We start from the raw sequence: 16,866 nt of genomic DNA, 5'->3' as shown, positions 1-16,866 counted from the left end.
GAAGAATTCAGGTAGCGGCCGCCGGCAGCCCCTCTGTGCGCCTCGGCAACCGGGCTTCGAACACCACCTGACCGGCTTCATTGCGCGCTGCGATGTGCCCGCCGTGCGCGCGCACGAACTGATCGACGATATACAGGCCCAACCCCAGGCCATTGCTGGGATGGAAGCTGGCCTTGAACGGCTCGAACAGGCGCGGCAGCAGCGCGTCGTCGATCCGTCCCGCGTTGCTCACCCGCAGCAGCACGCTGCGCGGATCACGGCCGTCCACCTCCACCCTCGCCTCACCGCCATGGGTGAGCGCATTGCCGATCAGGTTGGCGGCAACCTGTCCCAGCCGATCCAGATCACCCTGCAGGCGGGTATCGCCCAGCATATCCAGGTGCACCCGTGCGTGGCCGTGGGCGCTGCCCGCTTCGGCCACCACCGCACGCGTGACCTCGGCAAGATCACAGGCGCTGGCCTGCAGGCGCAGCCCGCCGCTGCGGATCCGCGAAAAGTCCAGCAGCTGCTCGACCATGCGCGCCATGCGCAGCGTGCTGGCCTCCAGGTGCTTCAGGGTCTGCTGCGCGCCGTCATTGCCCGCAGGAAGCTCCAGCGCCAGCTTGTCGGCACACAGCAGGATCGCCGACAGCGGCGTGCGCAGATCATGGGTGAGCACCGCCGCCATCGTCTCGTTGAGCTTGAGCGAGCGCTCCAGCGCCTCGTTGCGCGCCTTCAGCAGCTGCCGCTGCTGGTACAGCTCGATGAAGACATTGACCTTGCTCAGGATCACCTGCGGCGCCACCGGCTTGTGCAGGAAGTCGACCGCGCCGGTTTCGTAGCCCTTGAACGCGCGCAGCGGGTCGTCCGGCGAGGCGGTCAGGAAGATGATCGGCACATCCCGGCTGCGGTGTGATCCGCGCATCAGCTCGGCCAGGGTGAAGCCATCGATCTCCGGCATGTGCACGTCCAGCAGCGCCAGCGCCACCTCATGCTCGAGCAGCAGTTCCAGCGCCTGCGCGCCCGAGCCCGCCAGCAGCAGGTTCACGCCTTCGCGCTGCAGCAGCGCCTGCATGGCCACCAGGTTCTGCGGCACGTCATCGACGATCAGCAGGTTGACCGGGGTCTGCGACTGCGCAGGGTCCGGTGGCAGCAGGTTCATGCAAACAACTCCTTCAGGCGACGGCACATCAGTTCGAGGGGCAGCACGGCATCGGCGCCGGCGTGCTGCAGGGCGGAGGCCGGCATCATCGATGCCTCGGCCTCCTCGGGACATTGCAGCCAGGCGCGGCCACCGGCGGCGCGCACCGCGGCCACCCCTTCACTACCATCGCTGCTGGCACCGGTCAGCAGCAGGGCCAGCACCTGCGCGCCGAACACGGCCGCAGCCGACTCGAACAATGGATCGATGGCCGGGCGCGAAAACAGCACCGGCGCGTCCACCGACAACGCCAGCGAACCGGCGTCTTCCACCAGCAGGTGATAGTCCGGTGGCGCAAAGGTCACCGTGCCTGGCTGCAGCGGCTGCTTGTCTTCGGCCTCGCGCACCGGCAGCGCGCAGTACGGCGCCAGCACTTCGGCGATGCGGCTGCTGCGGTCGCGCGGAAGGTGCAGCACGGCCAGCACCGGCGCCGGTAGAGCCGCGGGCAGCGCGCCGAGCACCGCCTGCAGCGCCGCAACCCCACCCGCAGAGGCCCCGATCACCAGCACGGCCGGTCGTGTCGGCAGTGCCATCAGGCAACCTTCCGGTACAGGCGATGCTCCCGCGAGCAGGTCTCGAATGCGCCGTGGTGGCGCCCGAACTGCAGCGACTCCTTGCTGCCCAGGCCAAGGAAGCCGCGATGCACCAGCGCTTCACGGAACAGGCCCACCGCGCGGTCCTGCAGATCGCGGTTGAAATAGATCAGCACATTGCGGCACGACACCAGATGCACCTCGGAGAACACGGTGTCGGTGGCCAGGCTGTGGTCGGCGAACACCACGTTGCGGCGCAGCTGGCGATCGAACACCGCGCCATCGTAGGCCGTGGCGTAGTAGTCGGACAGCGAGGCGGTGCCACCGGCCGCCAGGTAGTTCCGGCTGAACTGGGCCATTCGGTCGATGCCATAGGCGCCGGCCTCGGCGGTGGCCAGGGCTGCCGGATTGATGTCGGTGGCGTAGACGATGCTGCGCTCCAGCAGGCCTTCCTCGTGCAACAGGATCGCCAGCGACCACACTTCCTCGCCGGTACTGCAACCGGCCACCCACAGCTTCACCGACGGGTAGGTGCGCAGCACCGGCACCACCTGCTCGCGCAGCTCGCGGAAATAGGCCGGGTCACGGAACATCTCCGAGACCTGCACGGTGAAGAACTGCATCGCCTGCGCGAACAGGTCCGGCTCGTGCAGCAGGCGGTGCTGCAGGTCGGCCAGCCGCTCGCACTCATAGCGCTGCATGGCCTGGCGGATCCGCCGGCGCAGCGACGACACCGCATAACTGCGGAAATCGTAGTGGTAGCGCTGGTAAAGCGCTTCCAGCAGCACCTTCAGCTCCAGGTCGAACAGGGCCTGCTCGTTCATTGCCGCGAGCACCAGACCCGGCACAGCGAGACCAGCTTGTCGACGTCGATGGGTTTGGCGATGTAGTCGTTGGCGCCGGCCTGCAGGCAGCGCTCACGGTCGTCCGGCATGGCCTTGGCGGTCAGCGCGATGATCGGCAGGTCCTGCAGGTGGCGCTGCGCGCGGATTTCGCGCATCGCAGCAAGGCCATCCTTCTCCGGCATCATGATGTCCATCAGCACCAGGTCGACCTCGCGCTCGGCCAGGCGATCCACCGCTTCCTGGCCATTGCGCGCGATCTCCAGCGTGACGCCGAGGGGTTCGAGCACGCTGGACAGTGCGAAGATGTTGCGAACGTCGTCCTCGGCCAGCAGCACCGTCCGACCGTCGAGCACGGTGTCGCGACGGCGGGCCTCGCGCAGCAGGCGCTGCTGGTCGCTGGGCAGGCTGGCCTCCACGCTGTGCAGGAACAGGGTCACCTCGTCCAGCAGGCGCTCGGGCGAACGCGCGCCCTTGATGATGATGCTCTTGGAATAGCGGCGCAGTCGCTGCTCTTCCTCGCGACTGAGTGCGCGGCCGGTATAGACGATCACCGGCGGGAAACCGACATCGTCGTTGCCGGCCATGTGCTCGAGCAGGTCGTAGCCGCTCCCGTCGGGCAGCGACAGGTCCATCACCATGCAGTCGAACGTGACCGTACTGAGCTGTTCCAGTGCGCTGGCCAGGGTGCCTACAGCGACGATCTGCAGCTGGTCGCGGCCCAGCAACAGTTCCAGGTTGTGGCGCAGCTCGTTGTCGTCCTCCACGATCAGCAGCCGCCGCATGTCGCGCTGGCTGGTCTGTTCCAGCTGTTCGATCGCCGTCACCAGCCGCTCGCGCGTGGTCGGCTTGATCGCGAAACCGATCGCGCCCAGCTCGCGCGCCACCTGGCTGCGGTCCGTGGCCGAGACCACATGCACCGGGATGTGGCGGGTGTCCGGGTTGCGCTTCAGGCGTTCCAGCACGCTCAGGCCCGACACGTCCGGCAGGCCGATATCGAGCAGGATGCCGTTCGGGCGCAGTTCACTGGCCAGGGCCAGCGCCTCTTCCGCCGTGCCCGCTACCACGCAGTCGAAGTCCAGTTCATGGGCCAGCGCCACCAGTGCTTCGGCGAACGTGGCATCGTCCTCGACCGCCAGGATCAGGCGCCCGGCGCGCTGGCGGCGACCGCGGTCGTCGGCTACGCCGGCCATCGCAGTAACCGGCGCTGCTGCGGTCGCAGCGCGTACGGGCGCGGCCGGCAGCACGGCCGGCGCCGTCGGCGGCGCTGCCACGGGGACATCGGCAGCGACGGCTGCGCTCGCCGCGGGCGCTCCCTGCAGCGGCAGCTCCAGGATGAAGCAGCTGCCGCGCCCGGGCTCACTGTCGACCTGGATGCCGCCGCCCATGCGCTCGGCCAGATCGCGCGAGATCGACAGGCCCAGGCCGGTACCGCCGTAGCGACGGCGGGTGCTGCCATCGGCCTGGCGGAACGCTTCGAAGATGACATCCAGCTGCTCGCGGGCAATGCCGATGCCGGTGTCACAGACCTCGAACCGGATGCGGCCGTTGCCGCCGGCACGCACGTGCAGGCTGACCTTGCCATGCTCGGTGAACTTCACCGCGTTGGCCAGCAGGTTCTTCAGGATCTGCTGCAGCCGCTGGCTGTCAACCACCATCTGGGTCGGTGCCAGGGCGTCGGCTTCGATCTGCAGGGCCAGGCCCTTCTGCCGCGCCATCGGCTCGAAGGTCTCGCGCAGGCGCTGCAGCGCGCTCTCGACCACCACCACTTCATCGGACAGTTCGACATGGCCGGCCTCGATGCGCGACAGGTCGAGGATGTCGTTGATCAGCGCGAGCAGGTCGTTGTTGGACGACAGGATCGCTCGCGCGTACTTCACCTGTTCCTCGGTCAGCGTGCCGTCCTTGTTGTCGGCCAGCAGCTTGGCCAGGATCAGCGAGCTGTTCAGCGGCGTGCGCAGCTCATGCGACATGTTGGCCAGGAACTCGGACTTGTAGCGCGAGGTCGCCGCCAGCTCGTTGCTGTTGCGCACCAGCTGGCTCTGCGCAACCAGCAGTGCCTGCTTCTGCGCCTCCAGCTCGTGGGTGCGCTCTTCCAGCTGCACGTTGCTCTGTTCCAGCTCAGCCTGCTGTTCTTCCAGGTGGCTCTGCGACTGCAACAGGCTGCGGCTCTGCTCTTCCAGTTCCTCGTTGGCCACGCGCAGCTCTTCCTGCTGGGCCTGCAGCTCCTCGCCCTGGCGCTGCGACTCTTCCAGCAGAACCACCAGCTGCGCACGCAGCAGCGATGCGCGCAGTGCCATGCCGATGGTGTCGGCGCAGCGCTCCAGCAGCTCGCGATCCAGGTCACGCTGTTCACCCGCCCGCGCGCGGCCCAGCTCGATGACACCGACCACCGCACCATCGCTGCTGATCGGCGCCAGGATGCGCTCGCGCACCGGCAGCCGGCCCAGGCTGGTCTGCAGTTCGAGCACGGCAGCATCTTCGCCGTGCAGGTGGCGGATGCGTTCGTCCCGGGCAACCTGCCCGGCCAGTCCTTCGTGCAGGGCCAGCGAGGCCGGCGTCCCAGAGGGCAGCGCCACGCCACCGGTCAGCTGCAGCCGGCCGCCGTCCAGGCGATAGACCGCACCGACCTCTGCATCCAGCTGCCCGGCCAGGCTTACTGCTGCCGCCTCGGCGATCTGCTCCGGCCCGAGGTCACCGCGCAGGCTCATCGCCACCGCGTTCTCGGCCTCCTGCAGCCAGAGCGCGCGCATCGCCTGGCGCCGGGCCTGGATCGCGCGCGACACGATCAGTGCGATCATCAGGAAGGCGCAGCCACCGACGGTACGGTTGACAAGCGAGAAGGACGAATTGTTGCTGGCTGGCGCAACGTTGAAGCCGATCACCAGCAGGACACAGGCGATCACCGCGACCACGAACGGCGCGCGTGCACTGCGCTGGAACACCGTCACGCCGACCGCGAGGAAGTAGGCCAGCCATACCGCGTAGCCGAGCGGCACGACCAGTTCCAACGCGATGGTCGCGGCCAGCAGCACGGCGGACGTCATCCAGATCCAGCGGTCACGCGTAGTCGCACCAGGACGCATGCAGGTCGGTTCCAGAAGGCAAAGGGTGGAAGATGGTACTCCGTGTCGCATTCAGCCGCACAGGACAAATGGCACGTGTCAGGTGTGCACGCATCCTTCACACTTGAGTGCCTAGCTTCACGTCCCTCACAGGGGTAACACTTATTTACACTTGGACGCAGCCGCCTCTACTACGTCCGTGCTGACGGACCCTTCCCGACAACTGCGACTGCTGATCGACAGCGTGCGCGACCATGCGCTGTACCTGCTTGATCCTGAAGGCATCGTGTGCAGCTGGAACCCGGGCGCCGAACGTATCAAAGGCTATTCAGCCGATGAAGTGGTGGGAACGCACTTCAGCCGCTTCTACCTGGCCGCCGACCGCGAGGCCGGTGAACCGAAGCGCCTGCTTCGCGTGGCAGCGCAGCAGGGTCATGCCGCCAGTGAGGGCTGGCGCGTTCGCCGCGATGGCTCGTCGTTCCGCGCCAGCGTGGTCATCGAACCGGTCGTGGAAGCCGGCGAACTGCTCGGCTTCGTCAAGATCACCCGTGACATCACCGAGCAGTGGCAGGCGCAGCGGCTGCTGCGCGATGCCCAGCGTGCGCTGCGCAATACGCAGCAGTTCGAGACGGTCGGCCGGCTCACTCGCGGCCTCTCACATGAGTTCAACAACCTGCTGACCACCATCGGCAACGCCCTTGACCTGCTGTCGCTGCGTGTCAGCAGTGACGATGCACGCGCAGCCGAGCTGCTGGATGCCGCGCAGGCAGCCACCGACCGCGGCGCGCTGCTGACCCGCCAGCTGCTGGCCTTCAGCACCGGCCAGACCCTGATCCGGGAATCGGTGGACATCAATGCGCTGGTACGACAGTGGCTGCCGGGCCTGCAACGCGCCTGCCCGCCCACGGTGGTACTGGAAGCCCATCTCACCCCGGGCCTGCCGCTGGTGAGCACCGATGCGATGCAGCTCCAGACCGCCCTGGCGAACCTGGTGGCCAATGCCGTGGAGGCCACCGCCGATGGCGGCCGCATCCTGATCGGCACCGCGTTGGAACATCGCCTCGACCCGGATGCGGACACCACGCTGCAACGCGGCTATGTCACCCTCAGCGTCTGCGACGAAGGCCACGGCATGGCCGCCGACATCGCCGAGCGGGCCAGCGAGCCCTTCTTCACCACCAAGGACATCGGCAAGGGCAGCGGCCTGGGCCTGAGCCAGGTGTTCGGATTCACTACCCAGAGCGGCGGCTTCGTCGATGTGTCCACCACGCCCGGTGTCGGCACCACGGTCAGCCTGCTGCTCCCCGCAACCGAGGATGCAACCCATGACCGATGACCCGATCCGCGTACTGATGGTGGAGGACCAGAACGATCTGCGCGAGATGATCGGCATGGCCCTGCGCGATTTCGGCATCGAGGTGTCCACCACCGCCGACGGGCATGAAGCCGCTGCGTTGCTGAAGGGCGACGCACGCTTCGACGTGGTGTTCAGCGATGTCAGCATGCCCAATGGCATGTCCGGCATCGAGCTCAGCGAGCACGTCGCGCGTGAGCAGCCGCATGCACGCATGATCCTGTCCTCCGGCTATGCGCGTTCGCAGCTGCCGCCGCTTCCTGAGCAGGTGGAGTTCCTGCCCAAGCCCTATCGCTTGCGCCAGCTGGTTGAACTGCTCAAGCAGGACTGAAGGCGTACCGGCCTGCGTGGCCATGCTCAGCGCCGGGCCCGCTGCATGAACAGCAGCGCCGGCGTGGATGCAGTGTCCACCGGCTCGAAGCCGAGGGACCGGTACAACGCAACTGCGGCGGCATTGTCCCGATAGACCCGCAAGGTCAGCCGTTCAACGGCATCAGACTGGAACGCCTGCTCGATCAGCGCGTGTACCAACCTCCGCCCGAGACCGCAGCCCCGTGCCTGCGGGGCAACCACCAGACGGCCCAGATGCATCGTACCCGGCTCGGTGCACCAGGCCTGGCCGAAACCCACGCGCATGCCGTTTTCTGCCAGCAGCAGCCATCCCGGGCGTTCGCGCAGCTGCAATACCTGCTCGAACTGCTCGGGTCGCAGTGGATAGGACACGCCCGGTCCGGCCCAGCGCCGCGTGGCTGCGGCCGAATCCAGCCACCCGGCGATGAGCGCGTAGTCCTGGGGTTGCACGGGCTGCAGGCGGTGGTCCATGGCGGGCGGATCGCGTGGCGAGGCGCCAGCATATCCGAGTGGCCTCGCGGGCAGCGTGCGGACGTGGCGCCGCAAACAGGGGGACCCCGGCCCGATTCGGACGGGCGACCTTCCCCTTAGGAAAGCTTCCATTGCGACCTAAGATCAGTGATTTGCAGGTTTGATGGGGTCGCTGCTGGCGTTCGACCTGCGAAAGGACCCTGACCCTCTACTGCCCGGGGACAACGTGGGTGACTTGCACATTTTCACCATCATCGTCCGTCCGCGACGCCAGAAAATCGGGGCAGAGCTCACTACGCAGCTGACCCAACAGACATTCATGTACTGCGGTTCGCTACCAGCAGGATCGCCATAGCCTCTTCGGCGTTCGCTTGAAGAATCACCGCCGCGATCTCTTGGAGGCAGTCGCGACTGCCTCCTTATCTGACAGTGGCGCAGATCATCGATAAATCAGAGCCAGATGTAGCCCATGATTCCTTCGTTTACCGGATACTTCACGCCTTCGCAGTTGGCATCCAATGTATCGAAGTGATCTGCCCAGTTGTTCGGCTTCAGACCACCGCGCATGCAGCGGTACAAGGGGACAGTGCCCGGGAGCTGCGTAGCAGCGATGTAACCCGTAATCGGCATGCCGTTCGTGGTCTTCATATGGCCTTCGCAATTCGGATCCATCGAAGAGAAGCTATCCAGCCAGTTGTTGTTGAGGCATGCGTACATTGTCACACTGCCTTCGAATGGATAGTAGGAAATGAAGCCCAAAGTGCCTTCCTTCCTGCCTGGATGCTGCATTCCACCCGGAGTGTTCAGCGGCCGCGCCGAGAAGGTATCATCCCTACTGCGCCAACGCTCAAGTTCAACCAGCTGAACACCCGCCGGCAAGTCCGCCGCCTGCGCATTGGCTTCTGCCAAGAGCTTGGGCGAGGCTCCCAGGTAATCCACCTCTTGGGCGGACGCGTTCACGGCCAGAGCTCCGGCCAATACGGCTGCTACAACGATCATCTTCTTCACATCTACTCCTTAGAGAATGGACATACAGATTTCCAGCGGGCGTCTTGCCCGCTCCTCGATTCTAGGACATGGAAATTTGCGTTACCGAGACCCGTGTCGAATTTGAGGTGCAAAAGAGCGGAGTTTTAGCGGTCGCTCGGCAATACCTCTAAGTGCACCAGCCAGTTCGGCACCTGTCGCAGGAACAGCAGTAGCGAGCAACATGCTTCGGCCAGGGCCTTGATAAAGATCGCAGTGTTCTGCGGCCATATCGGCGCATGGCAGGCGGAGGCGTCTTAATGGTCAAAGTCTGCTGCTTAATGGTCAAAGTCTGCTGCGCCATGCAACCCAGAAACGAGCATCCAGTTTTGGCTCATCCTCTGAAGGCATTCGGCAGGCATCGTGCCTCGGTCCTGAGATGGCGAGTTGTGGTGGACGGGAAGATGCCGCACCACATGCGCGATCTCTTTCCCGGGACGGTCATCTACGGCATGTAGTCCGATAGCAGGCGCCGCATCATCCGCCATAAGAGGTGCCGACCATGACTGAGCGCCTGCGCACCGTTCAGCTGGTGCCCCAACCGACACGGGAGAGGTCATTTTCGCGCTCGGCATACTGCCATCCCGCCTCCAGGAAGTTCCTGGCCGCCTGCAACAATCGCGGCATTGAGTCCACCGTGTTCGCGGAGTCAGGCAAGTGGCGCGGGGTGTTGCCGAACCAGTACGCCCGCTGGGCGCTTCGCCGCCTACCCCATCTGCTATTGTCGCGCACAACGACATGCTTTCCGACTGGTTCGCCTCGGATGCCAAGCGTGTGGGAATCGGCGGTAGCCTCAACCGGCTGCGGCACACCTTCTGCGCCCACATGGTGATGGCCGGAGTTCCGTTGCGAAGGGTGCAGATTCTGGCCGGGCACGCTGATTACGCCACGACAGAGAAGTTCTATGCCCACCTGACGCCTGAGGGCGACGACGGTACTGTGGCGAAGCTCAGGTACTGATCCGCGCGGCTAAGAGCGCTGGGACCACTGGGACCAAATCCTGTGAATATGCAGAAAACAGTGGGAAATGCTCACCACTGAGTCCGCCTAAGTTATTGATTCTGGTGACCCCGGCCCGATTCGAACGGGCGACCTTCCCCTTAGGAGGGGGACGCTCTATCCAGCTGAGCTACGGGGCCATGCAGCCGGGAAGTTTACAGCCAACGTGCCCTGCCCTCCAAGCATTCATGTCCAGCCCGGTTCCGCTGGCGCGTTGCACCATGGCCGGTCGGGGCGCTCTGCTACCATCGGCGATTCAGTTCATCGCGTCCCCCACCTGCCCGCGATGGCACCAAACAACGTAACGAAACACAGGAGTCTGCATGTCTTCCGAGCTGCTCAAGTCCCTTGGCCTGGACGCGATCAACGCTGGCACGTACCTGGGCAACGGGGAGTGGTCGAGCGCGACCAGCGGTGAGCTGATCACCCCGGTCAACCCGACCACCGGCGAGCCGATCGCGCAGGTCCGCGCCACCACCGAGGCCGAGTACGAGACCGTCGTCGCCCGCGCCCAGGAAGCCTTCAAGGTCTGGCGTACCACGCCGGCGCCGCGCCGCGGTGAAGCCGTGCGCCTGTGCGGTGAAGCACTGCGCAGGCACAAGGACGCCCTGGGTTCGCTGGTTGCCCTGGAAATGGGCAAGAGCAAGCCGGAAGGCGATGGCGAGGTGCAGGAGATGATCGACATCGCCGATTTCGCCGTGGGCCAGAGCCGCATGCTGTACGGCTACACCATGCATTCCGAGCGCCCCGGCCACCGCATGTACGAGCAGTACCACCCGCTGGGCCTGGTCGGCATCATCTCGGCCTTCAACTTCCCGGTCGCGGTGTGGAGCTGGAACTCGTTCCTGGCGGCGATCTGTGGCGACGTGTGCATCTGGAAGCCGTCCAACAAGACGCCGCTGACCGCCATCGCCTCGCTGAAGATCTGCAACGACGCCCTGCGCGAAGCGGGCTTCCCGGACATCTTCTTCCTGATCAACGATGCCGGCACCGCGCTGTCGGAAAAGATGGTCGATGACCGCCGCGTGCCGCTGATCAGCTTCACCGGCTCGACCCAGGTCGGCCGCACCGTCAACGAGAAGGTCGCACGCCGCCTCGGCCGCTGCCTGCTGGAACTGGGCGGCAACAACGCGATCATCCTGGACGAAACCGCCGACCTCAAGCTGGCCGTGCCGGGCATCGTGTTCGGTGCGGTCGGCACTGCCGGCCAGCGTTGCACCACCACCCGCCGCCTGATCGTGCACCGCTCGATCTACGCCGACGTGCTGGCCACCCTGGTCAAGGCCTACAAGCAGGTGGAAGGCAAGATCGGCGATCCGACCGATGCCGCCAACCTGATGGGCCCGCTGAACAGCGAAGGCGCCGTGCAGCAGTTCCTCGATGCCATTGCCCAGGCCAAGGCGGCCGGCGGCACCATCGAGACCGGCGGCACCCGCATCGACCGCGCCGGCAACTTCGTGCTGCCTGCAATCGTCACGGGCCTGAAGAACAGCGACGCCGTGGTCCAGCACGAGACCTTCGCACCGATCCTGTACGTGATGCCGTATGACACCCTCGACGAAGCCATCGACATGCAGAACGGCGTGCCCCAGGGCCTGTCGTCCTCGATCTTCACCCAGAACCTGAAGACCGCCGAGAAGTTCCTGTCGGCCGCCGGCAGCGACTGCGGCATCGCCAACATCAACATCGGCACGTCCGGTGCGGAGATCGGCGGCGCCTTCGGTGGCGAGAAGGACACCGGCGGTGGCCGCGAGTCCGGTTCGGATGCCTGGAAGGTCTACATGCGCCGCCAGACCAACACCATCAACTATTCGGATTCGCTGCCGCTGGCGCAGGGCATCAAGTTCGACCTGTGATGGCAAGCGACGCAGACACGTCTGTGGGTCAGAGCCCCTCCGGGGATCTGAGCCATGCCCAGGGTCGGATCCCCGCAGGGGCTCCGATCCTCGATTTCAGCGGCCGCCGCGTGCTCATTGCCGGCGGCAGCAAGGGCATTGGTCGTGAAATGGCACTGGCCTTTGCGGGTGCCGGTGCGCAGGTCTCGGTCTGCGCGCGCGGCCAGGCCGGCCTGGAGGCCCTGTGCGCCGATGCACAGGCGCAGGGCACGCCATTGCATGCGTTTTCCACCGATCTGGCCGATCCTGGCCAGATCCAGGCCTGGCTGCAGGCCGCCGCCGATGCCTTCGGCGGCATCGATGTGCTGGTCAACAATGCCACCGGCTACGGCATGGCCGACAATGAGGAGGGCTGGGCCGCGAGCCTGCAGATCGACCTGATGGCGGCGGTGCGTGCCTCACGCCTGGCCCTGCCCTGGCTGCGCGCATCCAGCGATGCCTGCATCCTCAATCTGTCGTCGATTGCCGCGCAGCAGCCGCGCCCCGGTGGCGCGCCCTACGCCGCTGCCAAGGCCGCGCTTTCGCACTACACCACCTCGCAGGCGCTGGCGCTGGCCAAGGACCGGATCCGGGTCAACGCCATCGCACCGGGCTCGATCGAGTTCGATGACGGGCTCTGGGACCGTCGCCGCATCGAGGATCCAGCGCTGTACCACGGCACCCTGGCGAAGATCCCGTTTGGTCGCTTTGGCCACCCGCGTGAGATCGCCGACGCCGCCCTGTTCCTGTGCTCGCCACTGGCGCGCTGGGTTACCGGCAGCGTGCTCAACGTGGATGGCGGCCAGGTGTTGATGGGCTGAATCTGTAGAGCCGAGCCCATGCTCGGCTTGCACGCAAGACGCGGTCGATCCCGCATCAGCCCAAGGGGGCAGCCGAGCATGGGCTCGGCTCTACAGGGCACTGCCCATGGGATTGCCCGGGCAGAGGCACTATCATGTGCATACTGCCAAGGAGGACCCGATGAGCGTGGCACCCCGACAGACAAGCGCCCTGGCCGTGGTCAGCCTGGTCATGGGCATCGCCAGCTGGACCGTCCTGCCCTTCGTGGCCAGCATCGTCGCCATCATCACCGGCCACATGGCCCGCGCCGAGATCCGCCGCCGCCCGCATGAACTGGAAGGCGATGGCCTGGCCGTTACCGGCCTGGTGCTGGGCTGGGTCATGGTCGGCGCCGTGCTTGCCGCCATCCTGGTCTTCATCCTGTTCTTCGGCGGCCTGGCATGGCTGGCGGCGGTGTCGAACTGACGCCATGACCGCCTCCGACAGCACTGAACGCTTCAGCAGCCGCGTCGCCGACTACGTCCGCTACCGGCCCGACTACCCGCCCGCACTGCTGGACTGGCTGCACGGCCCGATGGGCGTCAGCCACCAGGCCCGTGTCGCCGACATCGGCGCCGGCACCGGCATCTCCAGCCGTCCGTTTCTCGCCAGCGGTCATCCGCTGGTGGCGGTCGAGCCCAACGCTGCGATGCGCGCCGCCGCCGAACAGTGGCTGGCACCGCAGTACCCGCAGTTCCGTGCGGTGGACGGCCGCGCCGAGGCCACCACACTGGACGATGCCAGCATCGATCTGGTCAGCGTCGCGCAGGCCTTTCACTGGTTCGACACCGTGGCGGTGCGCGCCGAGTGGCAGCGCATCCTGCGCCCCGGTGGCCAGGCACTGATCTACTGGAATTCGCGCCTGCTCGATGCCAGCCCGTTCCTGATCGGTTACGAACAGTTGCTGCTGGACTATGGCACCGACTACACCGCTGTGGCCGAGCGCTACCAGGACGATGCCACCATGCAGGCCTGGTTCGGCCCCGGCCTGCGCGGCAGGGTAGAGCTGCCAAACGTGCAGCATCTGGACTTCGACGCCTTGCGCGGGCGCCTGCTGTCCTCCTCCTATGCACCCCAATCCGGTCATCCCCGCCACGCGGCGATGATCGACGCTCTGCATGACCTGTTCGCCGCCCATGCGGTGGACGGCCAGGTCGCTTTTGAATATCGAACCCGAGCCTTCCTCGGCACGCTGGACTGAACCGACGCATGTATTCGCTTGCCCGCCCCTTCCTGTTCTCGCTCGACGCCGAGCGCGCCCACGGCCTCGGCCTGTCCGCACTGGACCTGGCCTATCGCACCGGCACCACGCCGCTGCTGGCCGCACGCATCGCGCCGATGCCCAGCACGGTGTTCGGGCTGACCTTCCCCAATCCGGTCGGCCTGGCCGCCGGCCTGGACAAGAACGGCGAGCACATCGATGCACTGTTCGCGCTCGGCTTCGGCTTCGTCGAAATCGGCACCATCACCCCGCGCCCGCAGGCCGGCAATCCGCAACCGCGCCTGTTCCGCCTGCCGGAACACAACGCCATCATCAACCGCATGGGCTTCAACAATGCGGGCGTGGATGCGCTGGTGCGCAACGTCGAGCGCGCGCGCAACCGCCGCGGCCTGCTCGGCATCAACATCGGCAAGAACAAGGACACCCCCAACGAACAGGCCGTGGACGATTACATTGCCTGCCTGGACAAGGTGTACCCGCTGGCCGATTACATCACCGTCAACATCTCCTCGCCCAACACCGCAGGCCTGCGTGAGCTGCAGGAAGAGACCGCGCTGCGCCAGCTGGTCAGCCAGCTGCGCGACCGCCAGGAAGACCTTGCTGCCCGGCACGGCCGACGCGTGCCGATGCTGGTGAAGGTGGCGCCGGACCTCAGCGAACGCGATATCGACGCCGCCGCCCGCGTGCTGGGCGAACTGCAGGTGGACGGCGTGATCGCCACCAACACCACCATCGACCACAGCAGGGTGGCCGGCGATCCGCTGGCCAATGAGGCCGGTGGCCTGTCCGGTGCACCGGTGCTGGAGCAGTCCACGCTGGTGCTGCGCCGCCTGCGTTCGCGCCTGCCCGAATCGGTGCCGCTGATCGGCGTCGGCGGCATCCTGTCCGGCGCCGATGCGGTGGCCAAGATGGCGGCCGGTGCCGCGCTGGTGCAGTGCTACAGCGGCCTGATCTTCCGTGGCCCGGCGCTGGTTTCCGAATGCGTGGAAGCCATCCGTCGCCGCCGTGAAGCGCCGAGCCGCGGCGCGGTGGCCCCGCTGTGAGCGCGCCGATGGACACCGTCGACGGCAACGCGCCCCTGCGCTGGACGCTCACCCGCAATGCCCCGCTGCAGGCGCTCAATACCTTCCACGTGCAGGCCAGCGCCGCACAGCTGCTGGAGCTGCACGACGCCGCGCTGCTGCCGGACGTGCTGGCGCTGCCCGAGGTGGCCAAGGGTCCGCTGCTGGTGCTGGGCAGCGGCAGCAACGTGCTGATCGCCGAGGACCTGCCCGGCACCGTGCTGGTGTTCGGCAACCGTGACATCAGCTTCCTTGAACACCGTGCCGACCATGCCGTGATCCGCGCCGGCGCCGGCGTGCCGTGGCATGGCCTGGTGATGTGGTCGTTGCAGGAAGGCCTGTCCGGGCTGGAGAACCTGGCGCTGATTCCCGGCACTGCCGGCGCCGCGCCGATCCAGAACATCGGTGCCTATGGCGCGCAGGTCGGCGAGTTCATCCAGGCCGTGGAGGCCTGGGACTGCCAGGAACAGGCCTGGGTACGGCTGGACAACGAGCAATGTGGCTTCGCCTACCGCGACAGCGTGTTCAAGCAGCAGCCCGATCGCTACCTGATCACTGCCATCGAACTGAAGCTGCCGCTGCTGCATGACCTGCGCATGGACTACGCCGGTATCCGCGAGGAACTGCAGGCGCAGGGCGTGGAACTGCCCAGCGCCGTGGACGTGGCCAATGCGGTGATCGCGATCCGCCGCCGCAAGCTGCCCGACCCGGATGTACTGGGCAACGCCGGCAGTTTCTTCAAGAACCCGGTGCTGCCACTGGAGCAGGTCGACGTGCTGCTGCAGCACTTCCCCGAGCTGCCGGTGTTCCCGGCCGAGCAGGATGACAAGCGCAAGGTCTCTGCGGCCTGGATGATCGAGTCCTGCGGCTGGAAGGGCTTCCGCGAGGGCGATGCCGGCGTGGCCCCCAGCCACGCGCTGGTACTGGTCAACCACGGCAACGCCAGCGGTGCTGAACTGCTGGCGCTGGCGCGCCGTATCTCGGCGTCGGTGCTGGAGAAGTTCGGCGTGCCGATCGAACCGGAGCCCCGCCTGCTCGGCGCACAGTGGTGAACACTCCCGCCCTCTCCCCCAGCGCCGCCCCGATGCGGGCGGCGCTGTTGATGCTCGGCAGTACGATGGCGTTCGGCCTGATGGCGGTCGCGATCCGCTACGCCACCCGGTACGTGCCAACCCAGGAAGTCGCGTTCTTCCGCAATGCCTTCGGCTTGCTGGCGTTGCTGCCGATGCTGCTGCGGCCGGGCCGTGCTCCGCTGAAGACGCAACAGCTGCCGCGCTATTTCGTGCGCAGTGCGATTGGCCTGGGCTCGATGCTGTGCGCGTTCTGGGCACTGGGCCACCTGCCGTTGGCGCAGGCGGTGTCGCTCTCATACTCCACGCCGCTGTTCGTCACCATCGCCGCCGTGCTGTGGCTGGGTGAAACCGTGCGCGTGCGCCGCTGGGCCGCGGTCGTGGTCGGCTTCATCGGTGTGCTGGTGATCGTGCGACCCGGTACCGCCGGCTTCACCGCGGGCAGCCTGGTCGCCGTGGCCGCCGCAGTGCTCAGTTCGCTGGTGGCGATCCAGATCAAGCAGCTCACCCGCGTCGACAGCGCCGATACCGTGGTGCTCTACACCTACGTGTTCTGGGTGCCGCTGTCGCTGGTTCCGGCGCTGTTCGTCTGGGTCTGGCCGAGCGGCATGGCCTGGCTGTGGCTGCTGGCCACCGGCGTGCTCGGCACCATCGGCCAGCTGTTGTGGACGCGGGCGCTGCGCCTGGGTGAAGTCTCGGCGCTGACCCCGATCAGCTTCCTGCAGCTGCCGCTGGTGACGCTGTTCGGCTGGCTGCTGTTCAACGAAAGCGTGGACCGCTGGACGATCATCGGCGCCGGCATCATCCTCGCCGCCAACGCCTACATTGCCCACCGCGAGGCCGTGCTGTCGCGCCGCGCCGCCAGCGCAGCCGCCTCATCAGCGGCGAAGCCCGCCGAGTAAATCCGCGCCACGCGTGGATGACGCTGCACTCCTCTGTAGAGCCGAGCCTACGCTCGGCTGCTCTTCGCGCCTCCAC

The 16,866-nt window shown here is 66.6% G+C and carries 16 protein-coding genes and 1 tRNA gene; 10 read left to right on the top strand and 7 right to left on the bottom strand.

The genetic code is table 11. From position 1 onward, the window contains the following. Positions 1-7: 7 nt before the first annotated feature. The 4 genes from ACEPA4_RS08925 to ACEPA4_RS08910 are packed head-to-tail and all read right to left on the bottom strand — an operon-like array spanning position 8 to position 5,641. The gene (locus tag ACEPA4_RS08925; protein WP_005416312.1) at positions 8-1,141 is read right to left on the bottom strand and encodes a hybrid sensor histidine kinase/response regulator; all 1,134 of its coding nucleotides are present in this window, start codon (positions 1,139-1,141) and stop codon (positions 8-10) included. Next, positions 1,138-1,713, bottom strand: coding sequence for a chemotaxis protein CheB (locus ACEPA4_RS08920; protein ID WP_049413816.1), 576 nt, complete (start codon positions 1,711-1,713; stop codon positions 1,138-1,140). Before ACEPA4_RS08920 ends, ACEPA4_RS08925 begins: the two co-directional genes overlap by 4 nt. Further along, positions 1,713-2,537: a protein-glutamate O-methyltransferase CheR gene (locus ACEPA4_RS08915; RefSeq protein ID WP_005416310.1), complete on the bottom strand. Its 825-nt coding sequence runs from the start codon at positions 2,535-2,537 to the stop codon at positions 1,713-1,715. The genes ACEPA4_RS08920 and ACEPA4_RS08915 overlap by 1 nt, the downstream gene beginning before the upstream one ends. After that, complete coding sequence (locus ACEPA4_RS08910) at positions 2,534-5,641, bottom strand: response regulator (RefSeq protein WP_065185011.1); 3,108 nt, start codon at positions 5,639-5,641, stop codon at positions 2,534-2,536. Before ACEPA4_RS08910 ends, ACEPA4_RS08915 begins: the two co-directional genes overlap by 4 nt. 178 nt (positions 5,642-5,819) lie before the next feature. On the opposite strand from ACEPA4_RS08910, the gene ACEPA4_RS08905 reads away from it, so the two are divergent. Together ACEPA4_RS08905 and ACEPA4_RS08900 are read left to right on the top strand one after the other, a co-directional pair. Beyond that, on the top strand, positions 5,820-6,956 hold the full coding sequence (locus ACEPA4_RS08905; protein WP_262089660.1) for a nitrogen regulation protein NR(II): 1,137 nt from the start codon (positions 5,820-5,822) through the stop codon (positions 6,954-6,956). Next, on the top strand, positions 6,946-7,305 hold the full coding sequence (locus ACEPA4_RS08900; RefSeq protein WP_049413819.1) for a response regulator: 360 nt from the start codon (positions 6,946-6,948) through the stop codon (positions 7,303-7,305). Before ACEPA4_RS08905 ends, ACEPA4_RS08900 begins: the two co-directional genes overlap by 11 nt. A gap of 26 nt (positions 7,306-7,331) precedes the next feature. Here the strand turns inward: ACEPA4_RS08900 and ACEPA4_RS08895 are convergent, their stop codons facing one another. Together ACEPA4_RS08895 and ACEPA4_RS08890 are read right to left on the bottom strand one after the other, a co-directional pair. Next, entirely contained in the window at positions 7,332-7,796 is a 465-nt protein-coding gene (locus tag ACEPA4_RS08895) for a GNAT family N-acetyltransferase (protein ID WP_139727024.1), read from the bottom strand. Between the two features lie 450 nt (positions 7,797-8,246). Further along, positions 8,247-8,804: a hypothetical protein gene (locus ACEPA4_RS08890; RefSeq protein ID WP_139727023.1), complete on the bottom strand. Its 558-nt coding sequence runs from the start codon at positions 8,802-8,804 to the stop codon at positions 8,247-8,249. A gap of 756 nt (positions 8,805-9,560) precedes the next feature. Between ACEPA4_RS08890 and ACEPA4_RS08885 the strand changes: the two genes are divergently transcribed. Beyond that, complete coding sequence (locus ACEPA4_RS08885; RefSeq protein ID WP_235645937.1) at positions 9,561-9,782, top strand: tyrosine-type recombinase/integrase; 222 nt, start codon at positions 9,561-9,563, stop codon at positions 9,780-9,782. A 102-nt stretch (positions 9,783-9,884) separates the two neighbouring features. Here the strand turns inward: ACEPA4_RS08885 and ACEPA4_RS08880 are convergent. After that, positions 9,885-9,961, bottom strand: a tRNA-Arg gene (locus ACEPA4_RS08880). 183 nt (positions 9,962-10,144) lie between these two features. Between ACEPA4_RS08880 and ACEPA4_RS08875 the strand changes: the two genes are divergently transcribed. The 7 genes from ACEPA4_RS08875 (at position 10,145) to ACEPA4_RS08845 (ending at position 16,790) form a co-directional block, all read left to right on the top strand. Beyond that, positions 10,145-11,677 (top strand): aldehyde dehydrogenase family protein, encoded by a 1,533-nt coding sequence (locus ACEPA4_RS08875; protein WP_005416301.1) that lies wholly within the window; start codon positions 10,145-10,147, stop codon positions 11,675-11,677. Next, on the top strand, positions 11,677-12,516 hold the full coding sequence (locus ACEPA4_RS08870) for an SDR family NAD(P)-dependent oxidoreductase (protein ID WP_262089662.1): 840 nt from the start codon (positions 11,677-11,679) through the stop codon (positions 12,514-12,516). Before ACEPA4_RS08875 ends, ACEPA4_RS08870 begins: the two co-directional genes overlap by 1 nt. Positions 12,517-12,676: 160 nt before the next feature. Then, positions 12,677-12,961: a DUF4190 domain-containing protein gene (locus tag ACEPA4_RS08865; RefSeq protein ID WP_005413144.1), complete on the top strand. Its 285-nt coding sequence runs from the start codon at positions 12,677-12,679 to the stop codon at positions 12,959-12,961. Between the two features lie 4 nt (positions 12,962-12,965). After that, a complete protein-coding gene (locus ACEPA4_RS08860; protein ID WP_262089664.1) occupies positions 12,966-13,736 on the top strand; it encodes a class I SAM-dependent methyltransferase in 771 nt (256 codons plus the stop codon). Between the two features lie 8 nt (positions 13,737-13,744). After that, positions 13,745-14,800, top strand: coding sequence for a quinone-dependent dihydroorotate dehydrogenase (locus ACEPA4_RS08855; RefSeq protein ID WP_053500023.1), 1,056 nt, complete (start codon positions 13,745-13,747; stop codon positions 14,798-14,800). An 8-nt stretch (positions 14,801-14,808) separates the two neighbouring features. Next, entirely contained in the window at positions 14,809-15,870 is a 1,062-nt protein-coding gene (murB, locus tag ACEPA4_RS08850) for a UDP-N-acetylmuramate dehydrogenase (protein WP_374083030.1), read from the top strand. Between the two features lie 32 nt (positions 15,871-15,902). Continuing rightward, the gene (locus ACEPA4_RS08845; protein ID WP_005416295.1) at positions 15,903-16,790 is read left to right on the top strand and encodes a DMT family transporter; all 888 of its coding nucleotides are present in this window, start codon (positions 15,903-15,905) and stop codon (positions 16,788-16,790) included. Positions 16,791-16,866: the final 76 nt, after the last annotated feature.

The organism is Stenotrophomonas sp. P2112 (assembly GCF_041897515.1).
Lineage (GTDB): Bacteria > Pseudomonadota > Gammaproteobacteria > Xanthomonadales > Xanthomonadaceae > Stenotrophomonas > Stenotrophomonas sepilia.
This window is presented reverse-complemented; position numbering and strand designations above follow the sequence as displayed.